The organism is Streptomyces sp. 12E (genome assembly GCF_055633275.1).
Genome location: NZ_JBVNCJ010000001.1, coordinates 4848460 through 4867222, shown reverse-complemented (window position 1 = coordinate 4867222; position 18763 = coordinate 4848460). Strand labels below are relative to the sequence as shown.

The following is an 18763-nucleotide window of genomic DNA, read 5'->3' as shown; positions in this document are numbered from 1 at the left end:
CGGGAGCCGCCCGGGCATTCCCGGGGTCAGCCGAGCGTGCCGGTCCACCGCACGACGGCGTCGGTGACGACCGCCACGGCCCCGTCCTGAGTGATGTCCGCCCGCTTGGGCACGGCGAAGCCGTGGTCGCCGCGGGGGACCTCGACCAGTTCGAAGCCCCCCTCGGGGAACTCCTCGGGCCTGCCGAAGGGATCGTTGCCGCCCTGGACCACGAGCGTGGGCACACCGGTGCCCAGCAGCTCGTCGGCGCGGGACCTCTCGGGCCTGCCCGGCGGATGCAGGGGGAAGCTCAGGGCGAGCACGGCGTGCGCGCCGAGTTCCGCGGCGGTGCGGCAGGCGACGCGGGCGCCGGCGCTGCGCCCGCCCGAGACCACCGGCAGGCCCGGCTTCGCCAGCGCGGGCCAGATGCCGCGCCAGCCGGTGTCGAGGGTCTTCGGCGCGGGGGCCACCTTCTTGCCGGCCACCCGCCAGGGCTGTTCGACCAGGGCGACGGTCACGCCGTGTGCGGGCAGTCCGGCGGCGAGCGCCTTCAGGTCCCGGGCCCCGATGCCGCCGCCGGCGCCGTGCCCCACCGCGAGGACGAGGCGGGCGCGGTCGTGTGCGTGGTGCCAGGTGACGCGGGCGGTGCCGGCGTCGGTCTCGACCGTCTCGACGGTCTCGGTCGTGTCCGTCGTGTCAGCCGTGTCAGCCGTGTCAGCCGTGTCAGTCGTGTCAGTCGTGTCAGTCGTGTCGGGGGTCACGTCAGAAGAGTGTGCCCTCTTCCGGTGCGGCCAGCTCGGTCAGCAGCTCCGGTCCGTTGTTGCGGACGTTGCTGACCGCCGTGGCGACCGGGTAGGCGCGCATCAGGCCGGGGGGCGGCGGGGCGAGCAGCTCGCGCAGTTCGCCGGCGTCCGTGCGGGCCGGGTCCAGCCAGGCGTCCCAGCGGTCCGGGGTGAGCATCAGCGGCATCCGCGGGTGGATCTCGGCGAGGGTGTGCGGGCCGTCCGCCGGGGACACGGCGAGCGGGCTCGTCTCCGCCTCGGTGGTGATGACGGAGCACGTCACCCACCAGGCCTGGGGATGGTCGTCCGGCAGCGTCTTGTCCCGCCAGAACTCGTACAGCCCGGCCATGGCGAACACCGAGCCGTCGGCCGGCGTCACGAAGTAGGGCTGCTTGCGGGGCCGCTTCTTCCTCCCCTCGACCTCCAGGTCCCGCTCCTGCTTGCCGGTGACCCACTCGTAGTAGCCGTCGGCGGGCAGGATGCAGCGCCGGGAGGAGAAGGCGCGGCGGTAGGAGGGCTTCTCGTGGACGGTCTCCGCGCGGGCGTTGATCATCCGGGCCCCGCCCTCGGGCGTCTTGGACCAGGAGGGCACCAGGCCCCACTTCAGCTTCCGCAGCTGCCGGACCGGGCGCGGGTCCGCCGCGTCCTTCAGGGCACGGTCGAGGACGGCGTAGACCTCCTTGGTCGGCGCCACGTTGTAGTCGGGCTCCAGGGTCTCCTCCGGCTCCCACTTCTCGACCTCGAAGATCCCCGCGAGATCCTCGGGCCTGCGACTCGCTGCATACCGTCCGCACACGTCAAACCCCGTCCGTACCTGTCAGGACAACGTGTCACTACCCTACGGAAGGGATCCGAGCGTTCCGAGCGGACGTTCCGGAATCCGGTGACCGTCCGAACGGGGGGGCCGGGATGCGGGAGGGGTCCCGCGACGGGTGCGGACACTGGTCGGTACGCCGTACGCCCGGCGAGAAGCTCTCGGCCCCGGACGCCGTCGCGGCCGGGCCCAGGAACCGAGGAGACCAGCGATGCCCCTCTCCGCCAGCCTCGCGCGCGGTGTCGCGCCCACCCCGCCGGGGACCCTGCACGCCCGTACGCTCACCGGTGAGCTCAGCGCTCCGCCCCGGCAGGGGCTCACGGTCCGCTTCGGGCGCGGTGAGGAACCCGACGTGGACCTGGGGGTCGGCGTGGACGATCTGCGGGTGAGCCGGCGGCACGGCGAGCTGACGTACCAGCGGGGGATGTGGTGGCTGCGCAACACCGGGCAGCAGCTCGTCCGACTGCCCCGGGGCCGGATGTTGCACCTCAGCACCGAGCCGGTCCCGCTCGCCACCGGTTACACCCCGCTGTTCGTGAAGGGCTCCGGCTACCGGGAGCACCTGGTCGAACTGTATGTGGCCGGCTACGACGACCAGGGTCCGGTGTCACGGCGGCGGGCGGCGACGGTCCGGCCGGAGACCTGGGCACTCGATGACGACGAACGGCTGCTGCTGGTCGTCCTCGGCCAGCGGTATCTGCTGTACGAGGAGGACCCGCGCCCCCTGTCGTACGCCGTCGCCGCCAAGCAGCTCGCCTACCTCCGTCCGGACGGCAACTGGACCGAGCGCAGGATCGAACACCGGATCGAGGCCGTACGCCGCCGGCTGCACCACACCGGCTTCCGGTACCAGCTGCTGCACGACAAGTCGCAGGGCCGACCCGCCGACAACAGCCTGCTGCACAACCTGATCAAGGGGCTGGTGGAGTCGACGACGCTCGTGCCGCCGGACCTGGACCTGATGGAGGACGACGCCGCCTGGCCGGACTCCGCGCCCTGAGCGGGCGCCGACTCCGCTGGGTCATCTGCTCCGTGCCGTCTCCTCCGAGTCGCCTCTTCGGGATCATCGCGTGCGGAGTTCGGCTGCGGCGGAGCCGGCGAGGTCTTCGGCCATCGCACAGAGCTCGTCCATGGGTTGTCGCCCGCCGACGTCCAGGCGCACCATCTCGGCGACGGTCTTGGCGCCCTGACCGCTGTATCTGCGGTACTCGACGAAGGTCGTACAGGTGTCGCCGTCGTCGTCCGGTTCGACGACGGCGCGGTATCCACTGAGCCTGACGGCCGTGGCTCCGTCCACCGCGGACCTGGGCTGATCACGGAAGAAGCTCACCTCCGCCTCCAGTTCGTCCACGTCGCTCGACCACTCGCAGCTCCAGTTCGCGACGCCCACGTCCGGCACGTCGGCCTTGAGGCCGGGAACGGCGGCCAGCGCCTCGGCGTCGAGGAGTTCGCAGGCGTTCGACCAGGCCAGCGATGCGCGTGGGTAGCCCGGCGAGCGGCGGGGGACCGGACCGGAATCGAGGACCTCCGCCGCGCTCCCGGCTGCCTCGTAGGCGACCGTGCACAGAGTCGCGTTGCCGCCGACCACGGTGCCCCTGCCCATGTTGACGCGGACCTCGACCAGTGGGTCCTCGGCGCCGCCGTCGGACGTGAGCAGCAGCCTGCACTCGTCGCCCTCCGACTGCTCCTGCCGGATGCCGATCCTCCCGATCGTGCGGGAGGGCTCCGAACCTTCGGGCCGCGGTCCCGGCAGGAGGCCGACCGACACATCGATCCGGGTCCTGTCGTCGATGTCCACGAGCACGTCGCAGCGGTCGAAGTTCCCGTAGTCCACGTCCACGCGCACTTCCCCGTCGCCGAACTGGGCGAGAGCGGCGGGATCGGTCAGCGCACACACATCGGCGGTGCGCGGATCGCCGATCAGGGCCTGCGGTTCGCCGTCCGAGGCGTTCTCTTCCTGCTCGCTCTGAGCGGACCTGGGGGTGGCCGCCTCCCCGTCGTCGCCGTGGCCGGGGAGGACGGCGAGGCCCAGAGCCAGCACGGAGCTGACGCCGAGAGCGGCCGCGATCAGGGGCCGGCGCAGCCTTCGCTGCCGGGGGACGGCGCCGGCCACGCCCTCCAGGAGGCGTCTGACCTCGGCGTCGTCAGGGCGTTGCCGAGGATCGCGGTGCAGCATGGCGGCGAGCACGGGACGCAGCGGTCCCAGGGCGGCCGTGTCCAGCTCTACGACGCCCTGCTCGGCCTTCCAGTACCTCAGCCGCTCGGCTTCCTCGTCGTCCTCCCCCGCCCTCGCGGAATCGGCGTCGTCCTCGGACGCGTCACCGCGCGGCGGCGCACCGGTGACGAGCGCGTGGAGGGTGGCGCCCAGACAGAACACGTCCGAGGCCGGCCGGGGCACGTTGCCCCGGGCCAGCTCGGGGGCGGCGTAGTCCGGGGTGAAGCTGAACGGGCCGTTGACCGTGATGGTCTCGCTGCCGCCGACCCGGTGGGCGGCACCGAAGTCCAGTAACTTCGCGGTCCCCTGCCGGGTGAGGCCGATATTGGCGGGCTTGATGTCGCAGTGGACGATGCCCGCTTCGTGCAGGGCGGTCAGCGCGTCGGCGAGCTGGGCGCCGATGCGGGCCGCCCGCGCGGGGGAGACCGTCGGCCGCCGGTCCAGGCCCCCGCCGGGCACGTACTCCATGACGAACCAGTACGTCCGCGGTCCGGCCCCGCCCTGCTCCACGGTCACGACGTCGTACAGCGTCACGACGTGCGGATGCTCCCGGAACTTGGCCATGGCGCGCGGTTCGCCCAGCAGCCGTCGCACCGCGGTCTCGTCCGCGCTGTCCGTCCGCTCCGGTTTCAGGGCGACGTCCTGGCCCACCACCGTGTCGTGGGCCAGCCACACGTCGCCGCCTCGCCCCGCGCCGATGACCTCCTTCAGGACATAGCGGTCCGCGAACCGCTCCCCCGAACGCACGGATCTTCCCCCCCCTCGGTCGGTCCGGAACACACACGGCACAAGGCCGCGTTCATGGACGAACCTACTGCGGCCCGCGGACCCTGTGCAGGCTCTCCCGGAGCCTTCATCAGTCGCACCCATGTGCGGAAGCGGTGACGTCGCCCGCTTCGGGACCGGTCCCGGCCGCAACACCCACGGCACGCGCCGCCCCGTCACCCCCGAGCGGGAAGACTCCGTGCCGAGCTCCCGGACCGTCGTGCCGAGCCCCCGGACCGTCGTGCCGGCCCCGGACGAGGGGGCGGTCACCCGCCGCGCGTACCCGCCCGAGGTCCTCGACCTGCCGACCGGAAGCCGCCGCCCACCGGCGAGGAGGAGGATCCCAGGGAAGTCACCCCGCCCGACCTGGCGGCCCTCTCCTCCGATCCCTGGTCCGGGCGGAGCCGGGCTGCGGTGCGGTCGGGTTCCGGGCCGCCGTCCATGGTGTGACGCCGAGAGGTTCCGGCTGCCCCGTGCCGAGTTGCGGGGGACGACCGAGGTCGGAGAGGACGAGGCGTCCTGGTCCACCGCGACCGGCGCCCGCACCCTCGTGGTCAGGGGGCCTTCACGACGCTGCCCGCGGAACGGCCGTGCCTGGCCGGCGCCCGGCTCCGCCGCGGGGACGACGCCGTCACCGTCTTCCCCCTCGAAGGCCGCAGCCTCCGCATCACCGCCTCGTCACCGACAACCACGTGCTGGGCACCGAACTGAAGGCGCGGTTCGCGGCCGAGGACGGGGAGATGGATGGACGCGTACCACGACGGCCGGTTCCAGACGGCGATCCCCCATGAGAGCGGCGCCGACCAGTCCAAGGCGGGCGCCCATGCGCAGGCCGACCGCGACAACTCCGAACCGTGTGCCGACTACGACCACGACGAGGTCCGCACGTCCCGCACCGGATCCCCCTCCTGACCGGTGGACACGGCCGGGGTCGGGCGGCCCACCGGGTCAGCTCGCGGGCCGGACCCGGAGGACGGCGGCCCGTTCACCGACGTCGACGAGCTGCACTCTCATGCGGTTGACCACGCCCGTGGCGCCCTCGTCACAGGTCAGCGCCGCGGAGGCGGAGGAGTCCGCGGCCGGCCCGGTGAACGACGCCGGACAGCCGCCGTCGGAGGAGAACTCCGGCTGGGCCAGCGGTGCGGACATCGTGACCCTCCCGTCGCTGATCGCGATGACCGTGACCGGGCCGAGCCCGAACCGGGCGGGCACCGGTACTTCGGCCCCCTCGACCACGCGGATCTCACAGATGCCGTCCGCGCATGCGGCGTACCGCGTGCCGTCGGACGCGGTCGGCGAGGGCGGGGCCGGGGCTGTGGGCGTGGCGGACGGTTCGCCGGTGACCGGCGACGCGGTGGCCGTGCCGGCCGGACTCGGGTCGGCGGATGCGCCGCCGTCCGACGCGGAGCCGCATCCGGCCAGGAACAGCGCCAGGCCGACGACGGCTACGGTGGAACGGTTCACAAGGGCTCCCGGGCTTCAAGGGGGTCGGATCGGCCCGCCATGTGTAGCGCGGTGTGCCCGGGACCCCTCCCGGGCGCGCGCTCGTCACTCGACGGTCGCCTCGGGGGTCAGCTCCCCCTTCCAGATCTCCTTGCCGTCCTCGTCGTGGGCCGCTACCTCACCGCCGCGGAAGTGATAGCTGGTCTTCTGAGGGAAGAAGTCGACCACATAACCGTCTCCGGACTTCTCCGCCTCCCTGGGGCTGTCGTACGGCTCACCGTTCCCCTTCTTGAAGAAGTAGTAGACCTTCCCCTTCTTCGCCCGGCAGAAGGCGTAGCGTTCCTCCAGGTCCTCCCGGCTGTAGGCCGCCACGAGCCTCGCCCCGGCCCCCTCCGGGAGCATCCCCGCCAACCGCTTCGGACAGGGGCCGCCCCAGGAAGGTGCGGGGGAGGGCTTCGAGGAGTCGGAACCCGTCACGAGTGAGGTCACGGACGACCAGTTGAGGATCAGCAGGACGACGAGGGTGACCGCGGCGGCCGCGATGACCAGAAGGCATCCGCACGCCGTCAGCACCTCCCCCCGTGTCGGCTCCCGGGGGGTGGGCCGCACGACGGCCGACGGGCGAGGGGACCCTCCGAACACGGGGCCCTTGTACAGGGGCGTCGTGTCCGCGCTCGACCAGAGCGCGCCGCACATGTCGCACCACAGCTCCCCGACCATACGGTGAGAGCAGACGGGGCACTCCCATTCGAGTCCCGGCACGCTCAGGCCGCCGGCTCCGGACGCGCCGGTGCCGGTGCGGAGCGGCGGCCTTCTGCCACCGGTGACGGGCGCTCCGGTGGCGGGCGCCTTGCCGGCGGTGGCCGGCTTCTTCGGGGCGGCCGCCCTCTTCCCTGCGGACTTCGCCTCCGCAGGCTTCTTCACCGTCGTCGGCTTCCTGGTGACAACCGTCTTCTTCGGCGGAGGCGCACCGGCCGCGCCCCCGGAATCCGCGGCACCCCGCGGCGTCTCGCAGACGGCGCACACCCGCGCCCCCACGCCGTTGTACGTGTCGCAGTCCGAGCACCGCCACGTCGGCCCGGTCACCCCGCCTCCCGCCGGCTCACGCGTCCGCGGCGGTCAGACGGGCCATGACCGAGCGGAAGAGGGCCTGCGTCGCCGACGGGACGGGAGCGCTGAGCCAGTCCCGGGCCTCCTCCCGTTCGGCGGCGGTCGGACCGGCGTCCCACCAGGGGGCGGAGACGTCCTCGACGCGGTACTCGTGCGCGAACCGCTCGGCGGACCGCCAGGCCGCCTCCGCCCGGTCCGCCTCGACGACGATCTCCGCCATGACGTCGCCGCCGGTCACCTCGGCGGGCCGGAACCGGAACGCCAGGCGCAGGCTTCCGTCGTGCCCGGACAGCCGGCCCCCGACCGAGACACACCACTCGGGCCGCAGGTACAGACGGCCACCGTGGCCGGTCGCGCGGTCCTCCCGGCGGCGGCCCCAGGAGAACACCAGCCACCGCCCGTCGAAGTCGACGCGGGCGCCCGCACCCTGGAGCCAGGGATTCACAGGCTGTTCGCGATCGTCTCGATGATCTCGTCCATCTCGAACTCCTCGAGACCCTCTCCGGCCCTGGAGGGAAAGTGCAGGGTCAGGTCCCACTCCTCCCCGATGGTCTCCTTCCAGGGCTCCTCCTCGGGCGCGAAGAGGACGAGCCGCTTCGCCGACTGCTCCATCACCGCGGTCTGGCTACGGGCGTACCCCCACTGTTCGAAGAGATCGTCCATGTTGCGTGGAATGTTCCGCGGATAGGTCTGCGCGGTGGTCCCCACCGTGCCGAGGGGGTGAGCGGGCGCGTCGGTGAACATGACGATCACGTGACGCCGCCGGTCGAGACCGGTCTCCCAGGGGGAGTTGATCGCCAGGGCCAGTGCCTCCAGTCCGGACTCGGGGATGTCCCCGCCGCCCACCGCCTCGAGTCCGCGTACGAACCTCTCGAACTCCGCCACCTGCTGGGGCAGGCGCAGGAACTCCGTCTGCTCGATGGCGTCGGAGGGGTCGTCGCCGAAGTCACGGAAGGCGATGACCTTCAGCCGCAACTGGCTGATCTCCTTGCTCTTCCTCGCCATCACCTCGTTCAGCCGCTGGTGGAACTGCAGCGAGCTGTTCTTCACGACGTCCAGTACGGGATGCATGCTGCCCGTGGCGTCGACGCACATCACGATGTCGACGGCGTACCGCAGGTTCCCCTGGTACTTCTCGATCTCCGCGCTCATGCCTCTCCTCGGTTACGGGGTGGGACGGTCATCGGGTAGGCCGTCTCGGCGGTGACCGAGATTGATCCTGACCCTCGACTTCTTCGGCTCGTCGTCGGTGGCGGCGGCCGACCGGTGCGCCGGGTGGTCCGGCGGATGCCCGGAGCGTTCCGGCGGATTGAACTGGACCCGGCTTCGGGCAGGTGGGGCGGACACCCCGGGACGGGCGTGTCCGGTCCTCATCGCCCCGGCGGCCGGGCGCGGCTGCGGTGTGCTGTGGAGGATGCACACCTCGGGGTCCTTCAGCGCCGCCAGGAAGTCGGCGACGGTGGGGCGGCCTCCGGGGTCGGCCGCCGTCGAGGCCCCGATCAGCTCCTGCGTCGCGGTACCGAGCCGCTCGTCGACGACCAGCGGCTCGGCCGCGTTCACCGCGTCCGCCGGGGATCCGAAGCGGTCGGCGTACGCGGGCAGCGAGCCGGTGAGGTAGAGGTGCGTCATCAGACCCAGCGCGAACACGTCCACGGCTGTCGTCAGATCCCCGCTCACGACGGACTCGTCGCCCTGCACATAGCGCCGCCACTCCGGCGCGCCGTACAGGGAGTCGCCCGCGACGTCCTCCCGGGCCGGCGGACTGCCGGAGAGATAGGAGTCGTCGAAGTCGATGAGCTTCGCCGTGTGGAACGCGGCCCCCTCCCGCTTCTGGACGAGCACGTTGGCGGGTTTCAGATCACCGTGCACCACGTCGATGTCGTGCAGCAGCCTCAGACTGGTCACCAGCGTCCTCAGCAGCACCGCCTTCTGTCTCGGGGCGAGTGCGTGAGGGCTCTCCAGACCTGCGGTGTCGATGCGCTCGGTCACCTTGTAGTAGGTGCTGCCCGCGTGGAAGAAGTCGGTGGCGAGCACCAGGTTGCCGGCGCCGCTGGCGTCGGGCCGCAGCAGCTTCATGATGCCCCTGTGCCGCTCCTCGAACTCCCGGCACGTCTCCAACCTGATGCGACGGCTCGCGGCACTGCCGCCGGAGCCCTCGCGGGGACGCTTGGGTTCGAGGAAACGCTTGAGGAAGTACTCCTTGCCGTCCTTCTCGGCGAAGGCCCACATGCATTTGCCGCCGTCGGCGTTGGTCGGCTCGCTGACGACCAGGTACCCGCCGATCACATCGCCCGGTTTCACTCCCGCACCCCCGGCATGAACTTCTCGTACGTGTCCCGATAGGTCTGCCACGTCCGGTTCTGCCAGCCGCGCACCGCGTCCTGGTCGTCGTCCGGCGGTACGTCCAGGTACTCGCCCCGTACGACGTCGGCGTACCGCCCGGCGAAGGCCGCGCGCAGTTGCCCGAAGTCCTCGAAGCCCAGCGCCACCAGGGAGAGCGACGCGTCGTCACCCGTGGTCGGCTGGATCGCCCGGCGCAGTCTCTCCGCCCATTCGCCCACGTCGCCCGAGTGCCTGAGCGTTTCGAGCAGGAGGCACTCGAACTGCGCGGGCGTGTGCACGTAGCCGAAGAATCCGTCGGTGGCGGACAGCAGTACGCAGGGCGCGCGGAACTCACCGCGGTGGGCGGACAGGGTGAAGTCGCGGTCGGCGCAGATGACGTTCGTCATCGGCGGGTCCTGCCGGAGCTGGGCGAGGGTGTCGTCCTCGTGCGTGTCGTCGCGGGTGAGCGCGTGCAGGCCGCTTCCGGGAAGCATGGCGTACGACCTGGAGTCGCCGGCCCAGACGGCCTCCCAGCGGACGCCCTCCTCGCCGACCCGGTACCGGACCGCGGCCAGGGTCGTGGGCAGGACGCGGCGCATGGATCCGGTGATCTTGCTCCGTGCTGTCGTGGGAGCGGCGTTCAGCATGGCTCGCAGCCAGTGCTTCAGCTGCTCGGGGCTGTCCGCCTTCCCGGACGCGTCTTCCCCGGACCCGACGGCGTGCTGGAACCAGCATTCCGCGGCCAGCCGGGCGATCCGGGCTCCGGCCCAGGCGCTGGTGTACGTCGCACCGTCGGGTGCGCGCCAGGCGGGGGCGGCTCCGGAGCCGCCCGAACCGTCGAACACGGCCAGCAGGCCGCTGCCGGTGGGCCGGTGATGGGTCGCGAGCGGTTCGGCGTCCTCACCGTGACCGGGACGGCACTCCGTCCACACGGCGAGGGCCTGGAGCCGGCCGTCGACGGCGGACCAGGTCAGGTGGCCGGGCCGGGAGGGCCGGCCCTCCGGCGGACGGGTGGGTTTCGGTGGAATGAGCATGTCCGTTCACCACCCCCCGCCGCCGCGTCGCCCGTCCCCCGCCGCCCAGGTGCCCCGCACCCTGCCGGCACGACGCGCGGGCGCGGGTGCGGGGGCCGGCGCATCCGGGGGCCGGGGAGGCCCCGGCGGCGGCAGCGGCTCCTCCCTGCGTGCCACCACCTCTCCCAGCAGCACTTCGGACCCGTCGAGCCCCGCCGCTGCGAACCGGCCGCGCCGTGTGCCACGCACCCGACTTCGGCCGGGAGTCCCGGGCGGGCGGTCATGGCCGAACAGCTCGGCCCGGGCGCCGTACAGCCGGACGGCCGCGTCCCCGGTGAAGTCCCGCAGAGCGGCGTTCAGCGCGTCCTCCGCCTCCCGGAACTGCCCGGCGCCGTACCCGAGCGACACGTTGCGCAGCCGTTCGCACAGCGGGCCGTGCCAGGCGGCGCACATGTCGCGGATGCCCCGTGCCACCACCGCGGCGGGGTCGGTGACCCGGCACATCAGCTCGACCCGGCAGCGGAACGAGGCGGCCCCGTCGCGGCCGGCCTGCCGCAGGTCGAGAACGAGCCGGTGTTCCGTGGTGTCCACCAGGAGCATCCTCCGGTGCGGTCCGTACCAGGCGTCGGGCACCTGATCTCCCGAGCGGACCGTCAGCATCGGCCCGGCGTCCGGTACCAGCACCAGCGCCCTCCCCAGGGGCGTCCGCAAGGGACTCGGCGGGGGAAACCGCGGCAGCGGCCGGCCGTCGACCACGGGGTCGTACGTCATCGGGTGCGTCACCATCCCCTGTCCCCCTTCCGGCGCCGACCGCCGCCGTTCCCGCACCACGGGCATCACGAGCAAGCGGTCCCTGGGTACCAGCGGTCGCCCGGGACCCCTCCCGAGGGCAGCAGGGACACCGTCCCTGACCTGCCCGTTCGTCGTCAGGAACGATCGCTGCTCCGTCGGCGTCCCACATACCGTCCGCATGTTCGTGCAACACTGCTGGACCCCGTACGCCCAGAGGGAGCGATTCGAAACGCATGGAAAGCATGGTCAGCACCGCGTCCGCCTCACTCTCCTCCCTCTGGGACGAGGTCTCCGGCACCCAGCCCGCCCCGGATGTGTGGGTGGTCGTCGCCACACTGGTCGCCGCGGCCGCCGTCGTCGTGCCTCAGGGGCTGTGGCGGCTGTCCCGGAACGCCGTCACGATCGCCCACGAGGGCGGGCACGGCCTGGTGGCGCTGCTCACCGGCCGCACGCTGACGGGAATACGTCTGCACTCGGACACCAGCGGTCTGACCGTCAGCCGCGGGAAACCGCACGGCATCGGCATGATCCTCACGGCCGCCGCCGGCTACACCGCTCCCCCGCTGCTGGGACTGGGCGGTGCCGCGCTGCTCGGCGCCGGCCGCATCACGCTGCTGCTGTGGCTGGCCACGGCGCTGCTGGTGGCGATGCTGGTGATGATCCGCAACGCGTACGGGGCGGTGTCGGTGCTCGTGGCGGGCGGCACGTTCGTCCTGGTGTCCTGGCTGACCGGGCCCCAGGTGCAGGCGGCGTTCGCGTACGCCGTGGTCTGGTTCCTGCTCCTGGGCGGGGTGCGCCCGCCCTTCGAGCTCCAGGCCAAGCGGTCACGCGGCGGCGCGGGCGACTCGGACGCGGACCAGCTCTCGCGCCTGACCCACGTGCCGGCGGGCCTGTGGCTGTTCCTGTTCCACGCGGTGTCGCTCTGCGCGGTGCTGGGCGGGGGCAGGTGGCTCCTGGGTCTGTAGGGCGCGGCACGGGGCCACGGCACACCCGTCGCCGGGGCCGCGGGGCCGTGCGGGTGCGAGCAGGCATGACGGATCCGCTGCCGACGAACGGCCCGCCCGCTCCCCCTCCTTATAGAGTGGTCCCCATGGCCCGAAACTCCGCGCACACCGCCCTCTGGCCCGCCCCGCACGCGAGCGGAGCCGTCGACGCGACGGTCCACGTGCCCGGGTCCAAGTCGGTCACCAACCGTGCCCTCGTCCTCGCCGCCCTCGCCTCCGAGCCCGGCTGGCTGCGCCGCCCGCTGCGTTCCCGCGACACCCTGCTGATGGCCGGTGCCCTGCGCGCCATGGGCGTCGAGATCGAGGAGACGGTCTCGTCCAGCTCCTCCGTCGCGGGGGGACCGGACAGCACCGGCGAGGCCTGGCGGGTGCTCCCCACCGGCCTGCGCGGCCCGGCCACCGTCGACGTCGGCAACGCCGGCACGGTGATGCGGTTCCTGCCCCCGGTCGCCACGCTGGCCGACGGCCCCGTCCGCTTCGACGGTGACCCGCGCTCGTACGAGCGTCCCCTGAACGGCGTCATCGACGCGCTGCGCCGGCTGGGCGCCCGGATCGACGACGAGGACCGCGGCGCGCTGCCGATGACCGTGCACGGCGGCGGCGCCCTGGACGGCGGCACCGTGGAGGTCGACGCGTCCTCGTCCTCCCAGTTCGTCAGCGCCCTGCTGCTGTCCGCGCCGCGCTTCAACCAGGGTGTCGAGGTCCGGCACACCGGTGAGACGCTGCCGTCCCTGCCGCACATCCGGATGACCGTCGACATGCTCCGCGCGGTGGGCGCCCAGGTGGACACCCCCGAATCGGGCGGCGAGCCCAACGTCTGGCGGGTCACGCCGGGCGCCCTGCTGGGCCGGGACCTGACCATCGAGCCGGACCTGTCCAACGCCCAGCCGTTCCTGGCGGCGGCGCTGGTGACCGGCGGCAAGGTCGTCGTCCCGGACTGGCCGGCCCGTACCACCCAGCCCGGTGACCGGCTGCGGGAGATCTTCACCGAGATGGGCGGTTCCTGCGAGCTGACCGAGTTCGGGCTCGTGTTCACCGGCTCCGGGTCGGTCCACGGCGTCGACGTGGACCTCGGCGAGGTCGGCGAGCTGACGCCCGGCATCGCGGCCGTGGCGGCCCTCGCGGACTCCCCGTCCACCCTGCGGGGCGTGGCCCACCTGCGGCTGCACGAGACGGACCGGCTGGCCGCGCTGACCAAGGAGATCAACGAGCTCGGCGGCGACGTCACCGAGACCGCCGACGGGCTGCACATCCGCCCGCGCCGGCTGCACGGCGGGGTCTTCCACACCTACGAGGACCACCGCATGGCCACCGCCGGCGCGATCATCGGCCTCGCGGTCGAGGGCGTGCAGATCGAGAACGTGGCGACCACGGCGAAGACCCTGCCGGACTTCCCCGAGCTGTGGACCGGAATGCTCGGGGCGTAGGGGTTCACCATGCGCCGCTACGGCAAGCACACCGACGAGGACGACATCCGCTCCCGCCCCAACCGCAAGGGCAACCGGCCGCGCACCCACATCCGGCCCAAGCACGAGGACGCGGCCTCGGGGCTGGTCCTCACCGTGGACCGGGGCCGGCTGACCTGCCTCGTCGACGACCGGACCGTGCTGGCGATGAAGGCCCGCGAGCTGGGCCGCAAGGCGGCCGTGGTCGGTGACCGGGTGGCGATCGTGGGCGACCTGTCCGGGAAGAAGGACACGCTCGCGCGGATCGTGCGGATCGAGGAGCGCGCGTCGGTGCTGCGCCGTACCGCGGACGACGACGACCCCTACGAGCGGGTCGTCGTCGCCAACGCCGACCAGCTCGCCGTCGTCACCGCCCTCGCCGACCCCGAACCCCGCCCGCGGCTGGTCGACCGCTGTCTGGTCGCGGCGTACGACGGCGGTCTCGAACCGCTGCTGGTGCTGACCAAATCGGACCTCGCGCCGCCGGACAAGCTGCTGGAGCTGTACGGCGACCTCGACATCCCGTACGTCGTGACCAGCCGCGCGGAACTGGAGAGCGGCGAGGCCGCGGACCGGGTGCGGGAGCACCTGGACGGCCGGATCACCGCCTTCGTGGGGCACTCCGGGGTCGGCAAGACGACGCTGGTCAACGCGCTGGTGCCTCAGGAGCGACGGCGTACGACCGGACACGTCAACGCGGTGACCGGGCGGGGGCGGCACACGACGACGTCCGCGCTGGCGCTGCCGCTGGCGGGGGCCGAGGGCTGGGTGATCGACACACCGGGGGTGCGGTCCTTCGGACTCGCCCACGTCGACCCGTCCCGGGTGATCCACGCCTTCCCCGACCTCGAGTCGGGCACGGAGGGCTGTCCGCGCGCGTGCAGTCACGACGAGCCGGACTGCGCGCTGGACGCGTGGGTGGCCGAGGGCCACGCGGATCCGGCGCGGCTGTACTCGCTGCGGCGACTACTGGCGACGCGGGAGCGCACGGAGGGCGACTGACCTCCGCGGTGTTTGTCGTGACCTCCGGGCGGTAAGTGCATAATCGCACCGAGCCGGACCCGAACCTGACGAAGCGGTCACTGTACGTGGGAACGCGGGAGGACGACACATGGCGTGGCTGCTGGTCATCGTGGCCGGGTTGCTCGAGACCGGCTTCGCCGTGTGCCTGAAGCTGTCGCACGGCTTCACCCGGCTGTGGCCGACCATCGCGTTCTGCGCGTTCGCGCTGGGCAGCTTCGGACTGCTGACCCTGGCGCTGAAGAAGCTGGACGTGGGGCCCGCGTACGCGGTGTGGACGGGCATCGGCGCGGCGGGGACGGCCATCTACGGGATGGTGTTCCTCGGGGACCTGGTGTCGACCCTGAAGATCGTGTCGATCACGTTCGTGATCGTCGGTGTGATCGGGCTGCAGCTGTCGGGGTCCGCGCACTGAGCGTCCGCTACGGCACCACCGGCTGCCGGCGCAGGACGCCGCGCACCAGGTCGGCGACGCCGCTGCCGGCCGGGGGCGCGGTGACGCAGGACAGGGCGAGGCGGACCACCAGCTCGCAGGAGCGGGCCAGGTCGGCGGCGTCGGACCCGGGGACGCCGGGTCCCGCCAAGGCGGCGACGGCACGGTCGCGGACGAGGGCGACGAAGTCGGCGGGTGAGGGCAGCGGGCCGTCGGCGCCGCGCTGCGCGGGCACGGCGGAGCCGGACGCCACGGCCGCGAGGCCCGGGGCGGGCAGGCGTTCGCCCCAGCAGCCGGTGAGCATGGCGCGGACCAGGGCGTTCTCCCGGGCGCTTGCGGTGGTCCACTCGGCGGTCGCGGCCAGCCGGTCGCGCGGGTCCACGTGGCCGGTGAGGGCACGGTCGACGCCGGCCAGGTAACCGTCGGCCTCCCTGCGGACGAGGGCCCGGGCGAGCCCGTCCTTGCTGCCGAACTCGTTGTACAGCGTCTGGCGGGAGACCCCGGCCGCGGCGGCCACGTCCACCATCCGCACCGCGGACCACGGCCGGCGCGCCAGTGCCGTGTAAGCGGCGTCCAGCAGGGATTCCCGCGCTGCAGGCATCTTCGCCTCCCTCGGGGCGAGCGGCCGGTCCTGCGGTCAGGTTTGACGCGCCGTCGGACCCTGTCAAGGGTGCGCGGGACCCGCCCCCGCTGGCCCCGCACCGACCTCGGCAGATACCGTTCGTTGCATGCCCGACTACCTCGACGACCTGCGTCTCGCCCATGTCCTGGCGGACGCCGCCGACGCCGCGACGACGGAACGGTTCAAGGCTCTCGACCTCAAGGTGGAGACCAAACCGGACATGACGCCGGTGAGTGAGGCGGACAAGGCCGCCGAGGAACTCATCCGCGGCCACCTCAAGCGCGCCCGCCCGAGGGACGCGGTCCTGGGCGAGGAGTACGGGGTGGAGGGGACGGGGCCCCGGCGCTGGGTGATCGACCCGATCGACGGCACCAAGAACTACGTGCGCGGGGTCCCCGTGTGGGCCACGCTGATCTCCCTGACGGAGGCCGGTGAGGGAGGATTCCAGCCGGTCGTCGGGGTGGTCTCCGCCCCCGCCCTCGGCCGCCGCTGGTGGGCCGCGCGGGGACACGGCGCCTACACCGGCCGCAGCCTGTCGTCGGCCTCCCGGCTGCACGTCTCCCGGGTCTCCCGGCTCTCCGACGCCTCCTTCGCGTACTCCTCCCTCAGCGGCTGGGAGGAGCAGGGGCGCCTTGACGGCTTCCTCGACCTCACCCGCGAGGTGTGGCGCACGCGCGCCTACGGGGACTTCTGGCCGTACATGATGGTCGCCGAGGGGTCGGTCGACCTGTGCGCCGAGCCCGAGCTGTCGCTGTGGGACATGGCCGCCACCGCGATCGTGGTGACGGAGGCGGGCGGCAGTTTCACCGGACTCGACGGCCGCCCCGGCCCGCACAGCGGCAACGCGGCCGCGTCGAACGGGCTGCTGCACGACGAGCTGCTGGGGTACCTCAACCAGCGTTACTGAGCGGCGCGGAACGAGCGTGCGCGCCCCCGATCGGCCGCACGCGCCCCCTTGTTGCCCCCCGCTCCGCCTGCCACCCTGAGAGTCCCCCCACTTGTGAACTTGTGAAACCGCGAACGAGCGGACCCCCTCGTCCATGACCTCGCGTTTTCCGGTAGGAGGTGGCTCCATCCATGCTCGTCCGTGACGCCATGAGCACCGTGGTCCTCACCATCGGCCCCACCCACACCCTCCGCCAGGCCGCCGCCCTGATGTCCGCCCGCCGGGTGGGCGCGGCCGTGGTCCTCGATCCCGACGGCACCGGCATCGGCATCCTCACCGAGCGGGACGTGCTCAACTCCGTCGGGCTCGGCCAGGACCCCGACACCGAGCACGTACATGCCCACACCACCACCGACGTCGTGTTCGCCATCCCGTCCTGGACCCTGGAGGAGGCCGCCGCCGCCATGACCCACGGAGGGTTCCGCCACCTGATCGTCCTGGACCGGGGCGGGCCCGCCGGCATCGTCTCGGTCCGCGACATCATCCGCTGCTGGGCGCCCCGGCGGCAGCGGGCCCCGCAGGTACCGGCGTAGTGACATGCCGAACGGGCCGGACCCCGGGAGGGGTCCGGCCCGTTCTTCGACAAGCGGTCCAGCGCTGGAATCAGCCGCGCAGGGCCTGGACCGCGGCCTCCAGCCGCTTGCCGAAGTCCTCGTCCGCCTGACGGAAGTTGTTGATCGCGCGGTCGGCGATCTCGTCACGGGTGACGCCGGAGATGGCGTTCGCCAGGTTCTTGACCAGGCGCTCCTTCTCCTCCTCCGTCATCAGCCGGTACAGGTTGCCCGCCTGGACGAAGTCGTTGTCCTCGGCGTGGACGGGGGTGACCGTCTCACCGGTGACGCCGGTCACCGTGATGGGCTGCCACAGCGGACGACCCGTCTGGGTCGGGCCGCCGAAGCTGTTCGGCTCGTAGTTCTTCGCGCCCTTGTGGCGGCCGTCGTACAGGTAGCCGTCACGGGAGTTGGTGCGCGCCTCGGTGGCGTGCGGGCGGTTCACCGGCAGCTGGTCGGCGTTGATGCCGATGCGGTAGCGCTGGGCGTCGCTGTAGCCGAAGAGGCGGCCCTGGAGCATCTTGTCCGGGGAGGGACCGATGCCCGGCACGAAGTGGGCGGGGCTGAAGGCGGACTGCTCGACCTCGGCGAAGATGTTCTCCGGGTTGCGGTTGAGCTCCAGCTTGCCGAACTCGATCAGCGGGTAGTCCGCGTGCGGCCAGACCTTGGTCAGGTCGAACGGGTTGAAGCGGTACGTGGCCGCGTCGGCCGCCGGCATCACCTGGACGTAAGCCGTCCAGGACGGGAACTCGCCGCGCTCGATGGCCTCGCGCAGGTCCCGCTGGTGGGAGTCGGGGTCCTTGCCCGCGAGGATCTCGGCCTCCTCGGCGGTCAGGTTCTTGATGCCCTGGTCCGTCTTGAAGTGGTACTTGACCCAGAAGACCTCGCCGGCCTCGTTGTTCCACTGGTAGGTGTGCGAGCCGAAGCCGTCCATGTGGCGGTACGACGCCGGGATGCCACGGTCGCCGAACAGCCAGGTCACCTGGTGCGTGGACTCCGGGGACAGGCCCCAGAAGTCGAAGACGTTGTCCGCCTCCGTCGAGCCCGTGTACGGGTCGCGCTTCTGGGTGTGGATGAAGTCCGGGAACTTGATCGCGTCCCGGATGAAGAACACCGGGGTGTTGTTGCCGACGAGGTCGTAGTTGCCCTCCTCGGTGTAGAACTTCAGCGCGAAACCGCGCGGGTCGCGCACGGCGTCCGCGGCGCCCAGGTTGCCGGCCACCGTCGAGAAGCGCAGGAAGGTCTCCGTCTGCTTGCCGACCTCGGAGAGGAACGCGGCCCGCGTGTACTGCGTGACGTCGGCGGTCACCGTGAAGGTGCCGTAGGCACCGGCACCGCGGGCGTGCACCACACGCTCCGGGATGCGCTCACGGTTGAAGTGGGCCAGCTTCTCGATGAGGAGCTGGTCCTGAACGAGGACCGGGCCACCGACGCCCGCGGTCTCGCTGTTCTGGTTGTCGGCTACCGGGGCACCGGCTTCCGTAGTGAGCGGTCCCTGCGTCACGTG

Annotated in this window: 20 protein-coding genes; 8 read left to right on the top strand and 12 right to left on the bottom strand. The window is 72.3% G+C overall.

Annotation, left to right across the window (positions count from 1 at the left end; all coding sequences use genetic code 11):
* Nucleotides 1-26: 26 nt before the first annotated feature.
* A complete protein-coding gene (locus tag ACZ8ZB_RS22685) occupies nt 27-740 on the bottom strand; it encodes an alpha/beta hydrolase family protein (protein ID WP_470739491.1) in 714 nt (237 codons plus the stop codon).
* 1 nt (nt 741) lies between these two features.
* Entirely contained in the window at nt 742-1557 is an 816-nt protein-coding gene (locus ACZ8ZB_RS22680) for an SOS response-associated peptidase (protein WP_470739490.1), read from the bottom strand.
* A 229-nt stretch (nt 1558-1786) separates the two neighbouring features.
* Here ACZ8ZB_RS22680 and ACZ8ZB_RS22675 point away from each other — a divergent pair, with 229 nt between their 5' ends.
* Nucleotides 1787-2575: an FHA domain-containing protein gene (locus tag ACZ8ZB_RS22675; protein WP_470739489.1), complete on the top strand. Its 789-nt coding sequence runs from the start codon at nt 1787-1789 to the stop codon at nt 2573-2575.
* Nucleotides 2576-2638: 63 nt separating this feature from the next.
* On the opposite strand, the gene ACZ8ZB_RS22670 is transcribed toward ACZ8ZB_RS22675, so the two are convergent.
* Nucleotides 2639-4537 carry a serine/threonine-protein kinase gene (locus tag ACZ8ZB_RS22670; protein WP_470739488.1) on the bottom strand — a complete coding sequence of 633 codons (1899 nt, stop codon included), beginning with the start codon at nt 4535-4537 and terminating at the stop codon, nt 2639-2641.
* 762 nt (nt 4538-5299) lie between these two features.
* Here ACZ8ZB_RS22670 and ACZ8ZB_RS22665 point away from each other — a divergent pair.
* Complete coding sequence (locus tag ACZ8ZB_RS22665; protein ID WP_470739487.1) at nt 5300-5467, top strand: hypothetical protein; 168 nt, start codon at nt 5300-5302, stop codon at nt 5465-5467.
* Nucleotides 5468-5503: 36 nt separating this feature from the next.
* Here the strand turns inward: ACZ8ZB_RS22665 and ACZ8ZB_RS22660 are convergent, their stop codons facing one another.
* The 7 genes from ACZ8ZB_RS22660 to ACZ8ZB_RS22630 form a co-directional block, all read right to left on the bottom strand.
* Entirely contained in the window at nt 5504-6019 is a 516-nt protein-coding gene (locus tag ACZ8ZB_RS22660; RefSeq protein WP_470739486.1) for a hypothetical protein, read from the bottom strand.
* A gap of 84 nt (nt 6020-6103) precedes the next feature.
* Entirely contained in the window at nt 6104-6922 is an 819-nt protein-coding gene (locus ACZ8ZB_RS22655) for a hypothetical protein (protein ID WP_470739485.1), read from the bottom strand.
* A 178-nt stretch (nt 6923-7100) separates the two neighbouring features.
* Nucleotides 7101-7553 (bottom strand): hypothetical protein, encoded by a 453-nt coding sequence (locus ACZ8ZB_RS22650; RefSeq protein ID WP_470739484.1) that lies wholly within the window; start codon nt 7551-7553, stop codon nt 7101-7103.
* A complete protein-coding gene (locus ACZ8ZB_RS22645; protein ID WP_470739483.1) occupies nt 7550-8260 on the bottom strand; it encodes a vWA domain-containing protein in 711 nt (236 codons plus the stop codon). The genes ACZ8ZB_RS22650 and ACZ8ZB_RS22645 overlap by 4 nt, the downstream gene beginning before the upstream one ends.
* Before the next feature lie 12 nt (nt 8261-8272).
* The gene (locus ACZ8ZB_RS22640) at nt 8273-9409 is read right to left on the bottom strand and encodes a protein kinase domain-containing protein (protein ID WP_470739482.1); all 1137 of its coding nucleotides are present in this window, start codon (nt 9407-9409) and stop codon (nt 8273-8275) included.
* Nucleotides 9406-10464 (bottom strand): serine/threonine protein phosphatase, encoded by a 1059-nt coding sequence (locus ACZ8ZB_RS22635; protein WP_470739481.1) that lies wholly within the window; start codon nt 10462-10464, stop codon nt 9406-9408. The genes ACZ8ZB_RS22640 and ACZ8ZB_RS22635 overlap by 4 nt, the downstream gene beginning before the upstream one ends.
* A 6-nt stretch (nt 10465-10470) precedes the next feature.
* Nucleotides 10471-11229 carry a hypothetical protein gene (locus ACZ8ZB_RS22630; RefSeq protein ID WP_470739480.1) on the bottom strand — a complete coding sequence of 253 codons (759 nt, stop codon included), beginning with the start codon at nt 11227-11229 and terminating at the stop codon, nt 10471-10473.
* Between the two features lie 248 nt (nt 11230-11477).
* Here ACZ8ZB_RS22630 and ACZ8ZB_RS22625 point away from each other — a divergent pair, with 248 nt between their 5' ends.
* From ACZ8ZB_RS22625 to ACZ8ZB_RS22610, 4 genes are all read left to right on the top strand, one after another.
* The gene (locus ACZ8ZB_RS22625; protein WP_470741559.1) at nt 11478-12200 is read left to right on the top strand and encodes a M50 family metallopeptidase; all 723 of its coding nucleotides are present in this window, start codon (nt 11478-11480) and stop codon (nt 12198-12200) included.
* 125 nt (nt 12201-12325) lie between these two features.
* A complete protein-coding gene (gene aroA / locus ACZ8ZB_RS22620) occupies nt 12326-13666 on the top strand; it encodes a 3-phosphoshikimate 1-carboxyvinyltransferase (RefSeq protein WP_470739479.1) in 1341 nt (446 codons plus the stop codon).
* 9 nt (nt 13667-13675) lie between these two features.
* Nucleotides 13676-14686 (top strand): ribosome small subunit-dependent GTPase A, encoded by a 1011-nt coding sequence (rsgA, locus tag ACZ8ZB_RS22615; RefSeq protein ID WP_470739478.1) that lies wholly within the window; start codon nt 13676-13678, stop codon nt 14684-14686.
* A 109-nt stretch (nt 14687-14795) separates the two neighbouring features.
* Entirely contained in the window at nt 14796-15119 is a 324-nt protein-coding gene (locus tag ACZ8ZB_RS22610; protein ID WP_048455705.1) for a DMT family transporter, read from the top strand.
* 7 nt (nt 15120-15126) lie between these two features.
* On the opposite strand, the gene ACZ8ZB_RS22605 is transcribed toward ACZ8ZB_RS22610, so the two are convergent.
* The gene (locus ACZ8ZB_RS22605) at nt 15127-15738 is read right to left on the bottom strand and encodes a TetR/AcrR family transcriptional regulator (RefSeq protein WP_470739477.1); all 612 of its coding nucleotides are present in this window, start codon (nt 15736-15738) and stop codon (nt 15127-15129) included.
* A gap of 127 nt (nt 15739-15865) precedes the next feature.
* On the opposite strand from ACZ8ZB_RS22605, the gene hisN reads away from it, so the two are divergent.
* Together hisN and ACZ8ZB_RS22595 are read left to right on the top strand one after the other, a co-directional pair.
* Complete coding sequence (gene hisN, locus ACZ8ZB_RS22600) at nt 15866-16666, top strand: histidinol-phosphatase (protein ID WP_470739476.1); 801 nt, start codon at nt 15866-15868, stop codon at nt 16664-16666.
* 170 nt (nt 16667-16836) lie between these two features.
* A complete protein-coding gene (locus ACZ8ZB_RS22595; RefSeq protein ID WP_470739475.1) occupies nt 16837-17238 on the top strand; it encodes a CBS domain-containing protein in 402 nt (133 codons plus the stop codon).
* A 70-nt stretch (nt 17239-17308) separates the two neighbouring features.
* Here ACZ8ZB_RS22595 and ACZ8ZB_RS22590 read toward each other — a convergent pair whose 3' ends face one another.
* Complete coding sequence (locus ACZ8ZB_RS22590) at nt 17309-18760, bottom strand: catalase (protein WP_470739474.1); 1452 nt, start codon at nt 18758-18760, stop codon at nt 17309-17311.
* Nucleotides 18761-18763: the final 3 nt, after the last annotated feature.